12 protein-coding genes are annotated in these 15,469 nt (G+C 31.3%); 6 read left to right on the forward strand and 6 right to left on the reverse strand.

All coding sequences use genetic code 11. From position 1 onward, the window contains the following. Positions 1–744, forward strand: a complete 744-nt coding sequence (locus ABJD27_RS23155; protein WP_348168983.1) for a hypothetical protein — start codon at positions 1–3, stop codon at positions 742–744. 52 nt (positions 745–796) lie between these two features. Here the strand turns inward: ABJD27_RS23155 and ABJD27_RS23160 are convergent, their stop codons facing one another. From ABJD27_RS23160 to ABJD27_RS23185, 6 genes are all read right to left on the reverse strand, one after another. Then, positions 797–1,207 (reverse strand): hypothetical protein, encoded by a 411-nt coding sequence (locus tag ABJD27_RS23160; protein ID WP_348168980.1) that lies wholly within the window; start codon positions 1,205–1,207, stop codon positions 797–799. Positions 1,208–1,297: 90 nt separating this feature from the next. Further along, a complete protein-coding gene (locus ABJD27_RS23165; RefSeq protein WP_348168977.1) occupies positions 1,298–2,053 on the reverse strand; it encodes a hypothetical protein in 756 nt (251 codons plus the stop codon). A gap of 603 nt (positions 2,054–2,656) precedes the next feature. Beyond that, positions 2,657–2,788: a hypothetical protein gene (locus tag ABJD27_RS23170; RefSeq protein WP_348168974.1), complete on the reverse strand. Its 132-nt coding sequence runs from the start codon at positions 2,786–2,788 to the stop codon at positions 2,657–2,659. A 186-nt stretch (positions 2,789–2,974) separates the two neighbouring features. Beyond that, positions 2,975–3,529 (reverse strand): sigma-70 family RNA polymerase sigma factor, encoded by a 555-nt coding sequence (locus ABJD27_RS23175; protein WP_348168971.1) that lies wholly within the window; start codon positions 3,527–3,529, stop codon positions 2,975–2,977. 373 nt (positions 3,530–3,902) lie between these two features. After that, positions 3,903–4,376 carry a YHS domain-containing (seleno)protein gene (locus tag ABJD27_RS23180; RefSeq protein WP_348168969.1) on the reverse strand — a complete coding sequence of 158 codons (474 nt, stop codon included), beginning with the start codon at positions 4,374–4,376 and terminating at the stop codon, positions 3,903–3,905. A 30-nt stretch (positions 4,377–4,406) separates the two neighbouring features. Next, positions 4,407–4,763: a nuclear transport factor 2 family protein gene (locus ABJD27_RS23185; RefSeq protein WP_348168966.1), complete on the reverse strand. Its 357-nt coding sequence runs from the start codon at positions 4,761–4,763 to the stop codon at positions 4,407–4,409. 775 nt (positions 4,764–5,538) lie between these two features. On the opposite strand from ABJD27_RS23185, the gene ABJD27_RS23190 reads away from it, so the two are divergent. The 5 genes from ABJD27_RS23190 to ABJD27_RS23210 all read left to right on the forward strand — a co-directional run. Next, entirely contained in the window at positions 5,539–6,288 is a 750-nt protein-coding gene (locus ABJD27_RS23190; protein ID WP_348168963.1) for a LytTR family DNA-binding domain-containing protein, read from the forward strand. 460 nt (positions 6,289–6,748) lie between these two features. Beyond that, positions 6,749–7,192: a hypothetical protein gene (locus tag ABJD27_RS23195; RefSeq protein ID WP_348168960.1), complete on the forward strand. Its 444-nt coding sequence runs from the start codon at positions 6,749–6,751 to the stop codon at positions 7,190–7,192. Between the two features lie 127 nt (positions 7,193–7,319). Beyond that, the gene (locus tag ABJD27_RS23200; protein WP_348168957.1) at positions 7,320–9,353 is read left to right on the forward strand and encodes a tetratricopeptide repeat protein; all 2,034 of its coding nucleotides are present in this window, start codon (positions 7,320–7,322) and stop codon (positions 9,351–9,353) included. A 111-nt stretch (positions 9,354–9,464) separates the two neighbouring features. Beyond that, positions 9,465–10,139: a response regulator transcription factor gene (locus ABJD27_RS23205; protein WP_348168954.1), complete on the forward strand. Its 675-nt coding sequence runs from the start codon at positions 9,465–9,467 to the stop codon at positions 10,137–10,139. A 1,924-nt stretch (positions 10,140–12,063) separates the two neighbouring features. Beyond that, positions 12,064–15,469 (forward strand): VCBS domain-containing protein (locus tag ABJD27_RS23210; RefSeq protein WP_348202099.1); only part of this gene is annotated, 3,406 nt, incomplete at its 3' end.

Consider the following 15,469-nt stretch of genomic DNA (forward strand, 5'->3'; position numbering starts at 1 on the left):
ATGGAAGCAGAGTCTGTCATTCAGTTTATCATTCAAATTGCTATCTTATTTGTAATTCTTTATTTAGCTTTTTTTAAAAGTTATCTAACCGAAAAAGGTAAGAGTGCTGCTTTAAAGGAAGATTTAGAAAATTTAACTCGTGAAGTTGAATCTGTTAAAAATGAATTTGTGAAAGAACAAGAAATGTTGAAAACAGATTTGCAAAGAGTTTTAGATAATGAAGTCTCTTATAGAAATGAAGAAAGAAATGCTATAATAGATTTTCATGGGATTATAAATCAATGGATTTTTTCAGTTCTTGAAATTAATTTAAGTTTATATAATAAAAATAATATTGATGAGCTTATTAAAATTAGAAATAGAAATTCATCTTTCTATTCAAAATCTGGAATTGCACAATCTAAAGTAACGCTCTTAATTGAAGATAGCATTTTATCTAAAATTACTGTGAATTTATTTATTTCTGTTATAAAGTTTCATTCTTGGTGCGATGTAGTATTTTTAAAATACCAACTTAAATGTGAGGGTCAGAAGATATTGGCAGATGAAATAAGTACCCTTATGGAAAATTTTGAAGAAAATAAAGAGTCAATAAAAGTTCTTTCTATTGAAAGGGCTAGATTTATAAGAGAGCAACATGAGATGGATAGCGATTATATTTCTAATAGGAAAATTGAGTTAGATAAAGTCTACATTGATAAAAAAAGTTTTGAAGATTTAATAAAAGAATATTTGAAAAATTAAACGCTAGATGATAATTTTCCTTTTATATAGGAAGTTAATTAGGTGATTAATATTAATTTTGATTAATTAGTTTTAATAAATCAACAGCATTTTTAATAAGACTTATACCCTCATTACTTAATTTTAAAAACTTCTTTACTCTTTCAGATAAATTATTACTAAGTGTTTGTTTTTCTTCATCACTTATTCTTGAGAAATCTTCAATCCAATTTTCAAAATGATTTCTGCCTGAAGGAGTTAAACTAGATGCTGCGTAGGATTGTACATAACCCTCTGTAAATAAATAATTTTCAGCAACTAGATAAAATTCATTATCGAATTCGTCCATTAATAATTCTTCTATATCTCTTTCTGCATTATTATAATTATAATTAGTTTGCCCTTTTGTATTTATATATACTATATATAATATTAAAAATTCATAAAGTTTTCTTGTCTGAATTATGTCTAAAATGCTATTCATGTTTTTGAGTTTAGTTGTGTAAATGTATTAGATGACGACTTGTTAATTTATGACTAATTAGCTTTTGATTAAGACTTTGCTAATAAATTCCTATTTCTTTAGAAACTTTTCATAGTATTTTTTATTTGTTAGTATATGATGTTGGTGAATATTAAAAGTGTCTAAATTCGAATAGTTAGTTATGTTTATTTCTTTCTTGTAAGGATGAATTATTGTTCCTGGAATATTTTTAATAAGATATCTTAATTCAATTTCTGCTAATTCCGTTATAATATTTTCCTCTTTTGAAATGATTATGTAAAAGTAGAATGAATTTAGAGAAATCATTCGAAGGATAAAATTATCTTGTTTAAAGTTGATATCAAATGTTCCACATCGAGTAGATTTTGGGTATATTTTTTTTTCATTGTGAACAGCGGGCATTATGAGATCTAATTTCACAACAATATCCTCTCTTAACTCATTACCATATAGTATGTAATTCTTGAATTTTTCGAAATCATTATTCTCTCGTGATTTAGTTCGTGACGAATTGTAAGTGATTTTTAAAAGAGTTCTTAATAAGAGGTTATAATCATATTTAAATTTAAAAGCCTTTTTATCTTGAATAAAATTTTTAAAGTATAGGTCAAATAAAGAACAGAGATAGTAGTCTAATTGGGATAATTTCACATTATTACAGTGAGCACAAACATCAGATATTACAAGTTCAGAACTGGTTACTATTTTTTTGTTATCTAAAAACTTTAATTCAAGCTCTGGCATTCGTTTATTAATGCACTTTGGCCAAATATGCTCTTTAGTTAGTTTTTTTTTCTCTCCACAGTATGCGCAAATTCTTCCCAATGTTCGTTTTAATTATTGCAACAATCATATATTCCATTAGCGGAACATACCTTTATTGTAAATTTAATAAATTTTCAATGTTTTTACATGATTTTCAAATACTTATAGGATGATTTCATTAGAATATGTTAACATCTAAATATATTCTAGTGGAGAAATGAAGAGGAATATAGAGCGCAAGCAATTATGTACTTGAATGCACTATTAATAGAAAACCTATAGTATATTTATATTTTAGAATAATTTATATAAAAGTTTATTCTGTGAAATAGGTTTAACTGCTTGTCACTTAATTATCTATAAAGGGGTAAGCCTTACCTAAAAGCTTACCCAAAAACAACCAAAAAGCATTGTGTTTTAATTTTTAAAACACTCATAATCAATTAAATAAAAAATGACTCATGCAACACCTAAAACTTAAAATCCAATGTCCATTAGGACGTACGGGTTCAAGTCCCGTCTCGAGTACAAAAGGCTCCTTGTTTTCAAGGAGCCTTTTTTGGTTTTTAAACGTTTCTGTTTTCTTACTTTCTATTTAAATATTTACGGGTTCTTCATTTTTTAAATCTGAAAGAAAATCAATCTCGATTAAAGTCTTTTGTTTTATACATTCTCAAAAAGAAGTGTAACCGTCCAAGCAGTTTGTGATATCACAGAATACTTAATAGCCTTGAGGCCTCTAGAATAGACGTCTGTAATATTCATTAAGCCACCTTTATTTTGGCCAATGGTCATTTAAAAACTATCTCCATTATTTGAACTAAAAATGATTTCTATGGCAAAGATATTTCTGATATTTTGAAAATCGATACTTGATTGAATCGTCTGACCAGATGGAGAAATGAAGAGGAAGGTAGATCGTAAGTAATGATGTACTTGAAGATACTATTAATGCGACAGAATCATGTATCTTATTTTATGCTATTTTGATAGGTTAATTATCATATTCTTCTTTGCTCTAGCCATAAGTACCCATGCATGATTTCTAGAAATATTTAATTCTTCGCAAACTGCTTCGGTTTTAAGTTCATCAACAATACGCATCTTAAATACTCTTGCTTGTCTTTTAGGGAGTTTTTCTAAAGAAGAAGATATTTTCTCCTGTAATTCATTATATTGAGTTTGATCATAATATCCTAGATTAATACTTACTTCATCTAATAATTCTTTATTATATCTCTCCTTGTAGTCTTCATAAGATAGCATACGTCTTTCTATAATTCCTTTATTTGAATTACATTTTCTATAGTAATCTACAATCTTGTTTTTTAAAATTGCTGTTAGCCAGGTTCTTTCGCTAGATTTGTTTTTAAAGTTCTTCATAGACTTTAATCCTGCAAAAAATGTTTCTTGAATAATTTCTTCTATAACATAGGTATCTGAAATTCTAGTTCTTGAATAGTTAAAAAGATAATTATAATAGTTAGAAATCCAATGGTCTGGATTCAGAGTGTGTTTGTTAGAAGAAGATAACATAATGATATTGAGTTAAACACTGTGGGAAAGTTAGATTAAAGAGAGTTCCTTTGCTTAATTAAATTGAGCAGTAGAAATGAAATACTTTGAGTTATTTCATGTGTATTTTTAAATTATTGATTTTCTCAAATATTTAGCGAAGAAGATTCCATCGCACCTTGTAGATTTTTTGATAATCATTTCTAATTTCTCAAAAAGGAAAGAATAGGACTAATTGCTTATAAAATTAAGTTTCGACATTTTAAAATATTGAAATTTTATCTTGTAATACCTATAATATTTTTAAAACAAATAGTCCCTTATGGTGTAAAATACCTTCATTAACATATATAGTTAACAAAGGTATTCTAACATCAACATAATAATCAAGCGTCTAATTAAAGGTCTTACTTAATTTCTCCCAGTTTTTATTTGCTCCTGCAACAAGTTTGTTGTGATTTTTTTCATTTAACCATAACTGTTGAGCATCTAGATTTAAATCATATAAGAATAGGAAGTACTTTCCGTCTTTTACAATAAATTTATTTGGATCTGGTCTGAATTTAGCACCTGCATATGTTCCAAAGGCACAGAATCCACCATACTGAGGCTTATATCTTTCAGGATTCTTGTCAAAAGTTGCTTTTTGTTCCGCAGACGTAAAATAATATGTTATTTTCTGGTGTACAGATTTAAACTCTTTTAATCCTTTTTGAGCAATTCCTAAATCTAAGTATGATACTGGGCTATATCCTTGTAAATGGATAGTACTATTATCTACGTTGTTTGCCATTCTATCTTGAGCAAATGTTACTGTACTTACTACGACTGCAAGTATTAATACGGAGGTTTTTATTAAATTCTTCATGTTATTAAATATTATAAATTAATTATTGTGTTATTGTGCGTTAAAATATTCTTCTTGGATTACTTCACCGTTATCATTCCATATACGACGAATGATTTCGTGCCAGTAGATTTTACTGTCGTCTTTCATATCAAAGTCAAATGTAAATTCTGATGCAGAAACGTTTCCTTCTACTATTGAATGATGTAGTGTAATACCATTTACTTTTGCTATAGATCCAGCAAAACCTTCCATTTTTGCAATCATTGCGGCTTTATCACCTGTAGTTCCACCTTGACCGTGGTCTGAAGTGGTTGCATTGTCTGCAAAAAACTCTTTAACTGCATCTACAACAGCACCAGTTAAAACTACTGCGTCCATTTTTTGTACTTGTTCTTTAATGTTCATTTTTAATGTTTTATTAGATTAAATTAATTGTGTTATTGTGAATAATTATGGTACAAACTTACCACGGTATTCCTCATTAAAGGCTACCAAAAAAACACGAAAAATTGTACTTTTGAATAAAAAACTAAATGTGATACATTTAATGACTATAAGGGAAAGTTTAAAAATTAAACATTAAATATCTGATAATAAGTAAATTGTGTTAAAAGAAGAATGAGATGATCTTTAGTTTATCACTATTTACTTTTTTATTTAAAAGAAATATTGACAATAATCATAATTTGAAATAAAAATATAGTTTACAGAAATTAAACTTGGCCCTGTCTCATTATTTCTGATATGTTAATGAGATAAAAAGAATAGGCAACTTTGTACAAGATTATATTAATTCTAATCTTCGATTTTAATGATTAATGCCTCATGTTCTAATTTGGAACATCCCTCTTATTTTTATTTAAATTTTTCCTTTTTTAAACCTGAAAGAAAATCATCTCTTTAATCGCTGTACCTGTAAGAAAAAAACACATTTTGATAGTAAATATGTATCATAAATAGGGTAATGTATTTGATTTTTTTGCATCAAGATCACGTACTGCTAGAATCCTCAAGTTGGACACATGTGCAAAAACAAGGGTTTTTGATATGAATGCCGTATCATGATTACGGTTTTACCACATGTAAATTACGGATATAATAACTAGCTTTCATGTGTCTTAAGACCCCTAAAAAACTCCCCTTAAGTACATAGTAGATTTTCTCACTAAATAGAATCATTATGGAACACTCTTATGTTATTATAGACAGCAACCCTGAAACTATATATGCCATACAACTTGCAATGGAAAATTTTAATAATTTTATCTGCATTGGCATAGCTTCTAATGAACAAGATGGATTAGATATTATATTAGAACGTACTCCTTCATTGGTGTTTTTAAATATAGAACTTGAACATACCAATTCTGGAATAACAGGATTTTATCTTATGGATGCCTTGCAGAAATTTATGGATACCATCCCAGAATTTATTGCATTGTCAAAAACAGCCAAGTATGCGATAGAAGGAATCCGTCATAGTGTGTTAGATTATATCATAACACCTATAGACAAGAATGTATTAAGACGAACTTTATTTCGCTTTAGAAAACAGACATTCTCACCTACAACTGCCGATGTAAATGATACCCTATGCTTAAAATCATATGGAGATTATAAATTTGTAAATACAAGCGAAGTTCTTTTTTTAAAGGCAGATAATAATACAACAGACTTTGTGAGAGTAAATGGTACGACCGTAAGTGCCTTTAAAACTTTAAAGTTCTTTCAAGAGTCATTACCAGATCATTTTATAAGAGTACACAATAGTTATATTGTAAACAGTCACTATATCTCAAGAATTCATTTTGGAAAATCACAATGTACGATGGAGCATAGTGATGTTTCTGTTCCTTTTTCAAAATCATATAGAGAAAATGTAGAGATGATTAGAGATAATTTTTATAAGCGAAGTTTAGTGATTGCCTAAATTTTGTAAGAAAAAATAAAATCAACTACAATTATGTTATGTATTTGATTATCTTAGCGATAGCATGGCTTTGCTATATGTATAGAGAAATTTCTATTTTTAAAAGCTACTGCATGTAAGGGTTTTTTCCTACAAAACCTTACAAAATTAACATTTTTTTATAAAATAGGCCATGTACGTTCATACGATACCCATCTACAAGTATGCGCCTTATAACTACTAGATACACTGTTATTTACGTATTCCCCGCACCCATTCTTACTATTTTTACACCGTTATAACAAAGCGCTTACTGTTACAAATATTCATACTGTATTATAAGGAACACATACGTATAGGAATGTGTGTGATTTTCTTGTGATATGATTACCATTCCTATGTCCCAATTTAACCCTATAACAACGCAGTTATATGAGACTGCACATGCTTGCAATTTAACCACTAAAACAAACACCCACTGATGAAAAAATACATACATACACTTGTCATACTAGTTGCTACTACCTTAATTATTTCTTGTGAATCTGATCCGATACTTGAAGATTTTGAAATTGCGAATACAATTGCCTTAGAAAACATAGAAGGGGTAGATAACGATACTAATAATAAAGCAGAAGAAACTAATGCAGATGTAGACGAAGAAGAAGATATTCCAAATCCAGATGGGAAGGACGATGTGGATGAAGAAGAAGATATTCCAAATCCAGATGGGAAGAGTAATGTAGATGAAGAAGAAGATGTTCCAAGTCCAGACGGAAAGAGAGTAGATGAAGAAGAGGATGTTCCAAATCCAGATGGAAAGAGAGTAGATGAAGAGGAAGATGTTCCGAGTCCAGACGGAAAGAGAGTAGATGAAGAAGAAGATATTCCAAATCCAGACGGAATCCTATCTGATGATGATTAATAATTCTTTTAAAAAAAAGGAAAAAAATAATTTTATATATAAGCCCTAATATATTACTTAGTAATATATTAGGGCTTTATTATTAGCTTTGTAATTAATTAAAAAAGAAAATAATACCAATATCCTCATGAAAGTATTAAAACCAATAGTGTACTTAATATTTATATATAGTGTATTTACTTCTTGTAAAGAAGGTTTTCTTTCAAATAATACTTTAGAGGCGTCAAGTCAAATAGATATAATTGATGAATATTTAAATCAATCAAAAAGTAGTAAACAAAAAGAAATTCAGCTTAGTTATTTAGATAGTGCTGTTTTTGTGACTAGAGAATTGAAAAATATAAAAGCAGATACGCTTAAACGTTTTAAATTAAGTAATGTAGCAAGGCAATATTATGAATTAGGTATAAGGGATTCTTTTTATAACATTAATCTTGAAATTAAAACATTAAGCGGTGGGTTAGAAGATTCTATTGGATTAGCAGCCTCGAATTATAATTTGGGATTATATCATCTCGGTAAGGGTAAACTTGATAGTGCATATACTTATTTTTATAAATCTGAGAATATTTACGATAATTTAAATGAAAAAAGAAGAGCAGCTAGGGTAGCGCAAGTTATGGCAATTACCCAAAAAAATGTAAAGGATTATGTTGGTTCTGAATCAAGTTCTGTAAAAGCCATTCGCCTTTTTGAATCTGTAGATGATATGAATGGGTTAAGCTCTTGTTATAATAATTTAGGTAATATTTCATTTAGGTTAGAAAATTATGATGATGCAATCAAATACTATCAAAAAGCTATAGAATATAAAGAAAAAGAAGATAAAAATGCATTAATTATTGCAGGACATCTTAACAATATAGGAAATGTATATATAGATAAAAAGAACTTTGCAAAAGCAATTTCTTTTTTTGATGCTGGATTAGCATATGATAGTTTAATTTATAAACGACCTAGAACGTATGCTCGTTTATTAGATAATAAAGCATTTGCAAGATATAGAATGGGGGTAACTGAAGGTTTTCCAGAAGTATTTCTAAAACCACTTCGTATTCGAGATAGTGTTAAGTATAAAAGGGGGATAGTAAGTAGTAATCTAAGAATTGCAACTATTTATGAAGAGATAGGAGACAAGAAATCTTCAGCTTCTTATGCTCAGAAAGCATATGATATGTCAAAAGAGGCACCATTTATTGATGAAGTTTTGGAATCTCTATCACTATTTATGAAGGTGAAAGATCCAAAAGAAGGTGTCGCTTATGGGGAAGAATATATTCGGATAAGTGATAGTCTTCAAACGGAAGAAAGAGCGTTTCAAAATAAGTTTGCTCGTATTCGTTATGAAACAGATAAACTAGAGATAGAAAAAAATAAAGCCACAGAAACCTCTAGACTCCTGATCATTATTTTTTCTTTTGTGGCCATACTATTCTTACTAGGATATATTATACTGCAGCGTAGAAATGCAAGAAAAGAATTAGAGTATATAGAAGGGCAGCAACAAGCCAATGAAGAGATTTTTAACCTAATGCTCTCCCAGCAAACCAAGTTAGAAGAAGGAAAACACATGGCAAAGCAGCGCATCTCAGAAGAACTCCATGATGGGATCTTAAGTAGGCTTTTTGGCTTGCGATTAAGTCTGGATAGTCTTAATACAAAACATGGGAAAGAAGTAGAGAAGTTACGCTCTAGTTATATAGATCAACTTAAAGACTTAGGAAAAGAAATACGAAGAATCTCTCATGATATAAATGATGAGGCTTTCTCGCAAGATACCTTATATCCAGATGTATTACAAAAACTATTAAACGACCAGTTAGAGACGCAGGATGTGATCTATCAATTTGTGTATGATGAAGAGATTAATTGGGAGTTAGTCACAAACCCTAAGAAAGTACATATTTATCGTATCATCCAGGAGTGTGTGATGAATATTAATAAACATGCAAAAGCAGAGCATATTACAGTGACTTTTAAGAAAGTAGACTCAGATATTCAACTTGTGATAGAAGATGATGGAGTAGGGATGGATCCTGCAAAAGCCAAAGTAGGAATTGGGATGAAAAACATCAAATCTCGAGTAGCTCAAATTGCTGGAAGCTATAAGGTTGTGAGTAAAATTAACTTAGGAACTCAAATACAAATTCTTTTTAATTAAAAAAATGATTATATTGTAGTACTAAAATACAATGTTAGCATACTACTTTCCCTAAAAAGTTTAAGATTAGCGACTTACGTACGTTTTAGTGCCCCGTAAATAATCGTAAACATGAAAAAGAAACTAAAAGTCTTAATGGTCGACGATCATCCTATGATCCTAGAAGGCTATAAAAACACATTATCAGATTTTTGTGAAGAAAATTATAAGGTAGAAATAGATACCGCATGTAACTGTGATGAAGCTATCTATCTTATAGATAAAACACCAAAATCAAAATCGTATGATCTTGCACTCATAGATGTGCAATTACCTATTGCAACAAACAATGCTGGGATTACTTCTGGAGAAGGAATCGCGCAATATCTTAAGAAAAAATTTAGCAGAGCAAAAGTGATTATTCTCACCATGCATAATGAGAGCACGAGAATACATAACATATTAGAAAAAGTAAATCCACAAGGATTATTAATCAAGACTGATATTTCTTTTTCTGAGTTAAATCATGCTTTTGAGCAAGTACTAAGCCAGAAGATTTATTATAGTAGTACTGTAAATGATCACTTACGTAAGATGGTAACAAACGACGTTTCTGTAGATCAAATTAATTTACAGATACTATACCATCTTTCTAGAGGTGTGCGTACTAAGAATCTTACAAACCATATCAATCTTTCGTTGAGCGCTATAGAAAAACGTAAAAATCAACTAAAAGAAAAACTACACGTAAAATCAGAGAGTGATGAACGTTTAATAGAAGAAGCACGCCTACGCGGTCTTATTTAAACTTCTCTTTTATAAAAACAAAAAAGTGGTTAGAAACTATTCTAACCACTTTTTTGTTTTCCTTCTTTATGTATTGATATTGTGATCGTATATTCTATATTACTATATCATACATGTATACACAATCTTTCTAGCATAAACTTTATAAAAAAAAGTGTGATATATACTCGTATGATTTATCTTCCATAACGGTTTTTTACCCTGACTTCTTTTTCCTTTTCATTTTTGAATATTCCTTTTTTATGGAAGTATGCTATTTGGTATAAATAGATAAGGAATTCCTTAGACCTTTTTTGAATAAAAATAATGTGATTTTTTTGCTTCTTTATACGCTTTCGCGAAAGCGTATACATGTGTAATATTATACTTACAAATGATCAAAAAAAACGGACGACTTGCGCAAACTAGAAGGCATGATTTATGCAAAACCCCGATTAATGGCTAAAATTACGGGAAAACCGTAATATTTTTGCGAGCATACCCGAAGAATTATTCAGGTTACCTCCCTAAATTAGATAACAGATAAGGAGAAGTATATAATACTTTGCTAAGTACATAAAATATACATTTCAATCTACAATTAGTAATTACATAATGTATGTATTGAAAGTTACAATTATTGGTTTTGAGTGTTCAAGTAGCTTAATTAATATATTGTAGTAGATAAAAGAGTTTAGGGGCTTGTAATCTGCGCAATTATTGATAAAAAACCAATCTTCCCCCAGCTTTAAAATAGCCCTCGACTTGAGGGCTGTTTAAAGCTTTTTTTATTTAAACAAAACTTTACAAATTTAACTTAAGATTGTCAATTCTACACATTATAGACATATGTGTTGACTATAATGTGTTAATTAATAATTGATTAAATACTTAATTAAAGTCGAATATGTCTTTTTTTGTACGAAACAGACATGAATACATGTGTATTTTGTGTAAAAAAATTAAATTCTTGAAAGAATTACGGATGTTTTTAAAATAAATAATCATTTTTTTTGAATAATTTGTGTATTTCATCTATGTTTTAATGTATTTCATCGAATTTAATTTAAAACAGATGCTTTCTCTTATTTTAATTTTTTTTATGAAAAAATTATGATTTAACTTTAAACATCGAAAAGTATAACTGACCAAAATATACTTTCCATATATTTAATATACAGGTGTTTGTAAAATATAATGTGTCCCTACAACCATTTTTTACTTTTTTGAATTATTGTTCTACCTGATCAGTTTTTGATATTTGTTTTTTATAATTAATAATGACTATGTAATGTGATTTTGAGCCCCACGATTTCATAGCTATTTAGAATACATAAATTAATATATAAAGTATGAATGAAATTACATTCTCGTATCCTTTTTAAAATAAACGATACCCTATAGACACTTTCTATGGGTATATTGGTATGTGTACTTGTAAGTATATGTGCTTGAATATGAGTGTAATTATTTCTTTACTAGAAGGATGGCAAAAAGTAAAGCTATCTAAATAAAATAACCCCGCAATTGTAAAACTTTGGCGAGCAAACAAAAGCAGGGTCGGAAATAATAATCAATTAATAAACTGACCATTATGTTGAGATGTCTTCAGATTATTTTTTCGAGAGTGTATACACTTCTCGAAAAAACAATTACACAATACTCTTTTATTTTTAAAAAAGAATTTGTAGTAAAATCATCAAACTTGATAAATATAAAAAAAAGTAAGCTTATAGATAGGCTGAAATCATTAATTCTTGTTTTAAGAGTCTTCATTACTAAGATAAACCAAAGTTTACGCAAAGGCAATAGCTATTACAAAGGGGGAGTAGGTTTCCTTGTATCGCTTAATAAAAGTAGTAGGGAAATAGTGCTGCTTTATATGGTGTCTTTGTGTGGCTTTGGTTCATTATTTGCTCAAGAATCTGGGTTAAACGCTGTGTCAATGACAGAGATTAATAACTCTTACATATTTGATCAAGGTTGTTTTTATATTCAAAATAGTGTAACCGAACAGCAAGCTATACAAGAGTATAGAAGCGCATATGATCGCCCTTTAAGTAATGAACAGCGTACAGTCACTACTGTAGATCTAAATGGGCCATTGGCAGGAGTTGATCATGCAGTTACTGCACAAGTTGGTTTTATTGTACCTACTGTAACTATAGATAATGTAATTACAACAACGTCTAGTAGTTTGTTGAATGCTCGTATTACATTTTCAAGTAGTCCTACTGGAATACCTGCGGGCGTGCCAGATGCAGATGATCTTATCGTAATTTTTGATGCTGGTGGGACACAATTGGGATCTATTGGAATTAACCAAATTTTAGGACCTGTAGATTTAGTATATGGGTCTAATACAATGCGTTTGCAAAGTTTATCTTCGGGTGTTTACAGTGTTACAGATGCTTTTGGAGCCCCTATATTGGCGGGTAATTTAGAGGCATTTTTATTCAATTTGCAGTATGCGCATAATGGTGTAGCTGGAGGAGGAACAGAGGGACCTCGCTATATGATTGTAGAAGTAACCGATGCAGATAATACACTCTCTGCAACTTCAGTTATAAATGCAGAATATTTCCCAAATGCTACAGATGATGTAAATACAATACAGGCAAATGCAACAATGCCAGTATCTGGTGATTTAGATAGTAATGATACCGATTTAACTGCTGGTGAAGTACTAAGTATTGCCGAAGTTAATGGTGTAATAGCTGCTGTTGGAAATTCTTTTGCGAGTACGTATGGATTTATAACAGTTCAATCTAACGGTACGTATGATTATAGTGTAGATACCTCAAATATAGCTGTAAGTGGTTTACGAAATGGAACAAGCTTACAAGATATTATATCATATACAGTTCAAGATTTAAATGGAAATCAGGATTTTGGTTTTATTACAATTACGATTAATGGAGTAGATGATCTTCCCGTTGCTACAGACAATACAAATTCAGTAACTGTAGGAGGAACAACAGTTGTTAATGGAGATGTGATTTTTGATGATGATGGTTTTGGAGTTGATTCTGGAGATAGACCTTTAGCTATTTTTATATGGGAAAATCAGTTTAGTGCTCCAGGAGGAGTATTTGCAAATCTTTCAGGACCTGTAAATGGACAAAGTAGAACAGAACCAGTAACAGGAGTCCAAGTTACATTTGCTTCTGCAGATCCAGATAATATTGGAATTCCTAATCAGGACCAAGTAGTATATCAAACAGGAACTAATGGAGGGCATACAGGTTATTTGGGGTTTGCCATAGATGCAAATGTAAATCCGTCTGCTTCTTCTGTCCTAACAATGAATTTTGATAACCCAGTTGTGAATTTAAGTTTTACACTGTCAGATATAGATTGGTCTCAAAATGATTCTTGGCAAGATCAAATGACGGTAACAGGAAATATAGGAGGAACTCCAGTTCCTTTCTCTCCTCAGGTCCCAGGATCTGTTGTAACCGTAGGAGCAGATACCTTTTATGGTACAGGTTCAGTTCCTGCACAAGATGCCCATGGAAATGTAGTCATTAATTTTTCGACCCCAGTAGATCAAGTCAGTGTCGCCTATAATTATGGGCCAGATGCGACAGCAGCAGATAATGGAGGGCAAATTGCAGCCATTTCAGATTTGATTTGGCAAGCGACTGGAGCACCTAGAGTAAGTGAAGTAGATGGTATGGCTGGTAATGTAGGTATGGTATATGCTACTACCTATGGGTTTATTACAATAAATGGGGATGGTACATATACATACACCCTAGATCCTACAAATCCTGCTGTTATAGCATTGACTACAGGAATGACATTAACAGATACAATTCCTTATACACTTATCGATACTGTTGATAACACAGGTAATACAGCAATGGCAAATGTGATTATCACTATTAATGGTCCAGCGGCCGTGCCTTGTACAACACCATCAGCGATTACAGGATTGTCAGATATCACCATTAATGCAGGAGATATGACATCTTTTTCTGTTGGAGGAGGAACTCCAGGGGTTCTTACTTGGGCAGTAAGTCCAACTACAGGAGTAACCCCTAATGCAGGAGCAGGAGCAAATACAGGAAATATAACTTTCGCGACAGCGGGATCATATACCATAACCTATACGGCAACAAATAATAATGATCCTTTAGGGTGTAATACTACAGAAACAGTAATGGCATCTGCAATGATTACTGTTGATCCAGTAGTAACTTCTGATACAGATATGGATGGTAATCCAGATGCTATGGATCCAAACCCAATGACTCCGACAGTTGCAGATGATTCGAATATGACAGATCCTGGAGTTGCAGTAGTAACTAATGTACTGACAAATGATGATTATTTAGGAGATACAGATTCAAACAATGTAGGTAATACAACTTTGACAGATACAGGAACAGGAACAGCTATGGGAACAGTATTGATTGATCCAGATACTGGAGAGATCACATATACACCTACAGCAGGAGAAGCAGGTATGATGGTAACAGTTGTGTATCAGGTATGTAATGATATAGATGATTCTGGTTTACCGCAAGATCCGATGGCGGATGTTTGTATGACAGCTACATTAACAATTACTGTAAATGATCCTGATACAGATATGGATGGTAATCCAGATAGTATGGATCCAAACCCAATGGCACCAACTGTTGTCGATGATGCAAATATGACGGATCCTGGAGTAGCAGTAGTGACTAACGTACTAACCAATGATGATTACTTAGGCGATACAGACCCAAATAATGTAGGAAATACAACACTAACAGATACTGGAACTGGAACTGCTATGGGAACTGTATTAATTAATCCAGATACGGGTGAGATTACGTACACGCCTACTGCTGGAGAAGCAGGTATGATGGTAACGGTTGTGTATCAGGTATGTAATGATATAGATGATTCTGGTTTACCGCAAGATCCGATGGCGGATATTTGTATGACAGCTACATTGACAATTACTGTAAGTAATGGTGATGACGACGGCGATGGTAATCCAGATGTAAGCGACCCTAATCCAACTGTTCCAACAGTAGCAGATGATGCAAACATGACGGATCCTGGAGTAGGGGTGACCACAGATGTATTAGCAAATGATGATTATCTAGGGAATAATGATGGCCCATTGGGTACTACGACTTTAGTTGATTTAGGAATAGGTACGGCTACAGGAGTAGTTGTGGTTGATCCAGATACTGGTGAGATTACCTATACATCTACTTTAGGAGAAGCAGGGATGATGGTGACTATTGTATATGAGGTATGTAGTGATGATGGGGTGAACCCACCAGTGTGTATGCAAGCTACACTTAGGATTACCGTAGGTGATATGGATAGTGATGGCGATGGCGTGAATG

The sequence above is a fragment of the Dokdonia sp. genome, from assembly GCF_039945015.1.
In the GTDB taxonomy this organism is placed as follows: domain Bacteria; phylum Bacteroidota; class Bacteroidia; order Flavobacteriales; family Flavobacteriaceae; genus Dokdonia.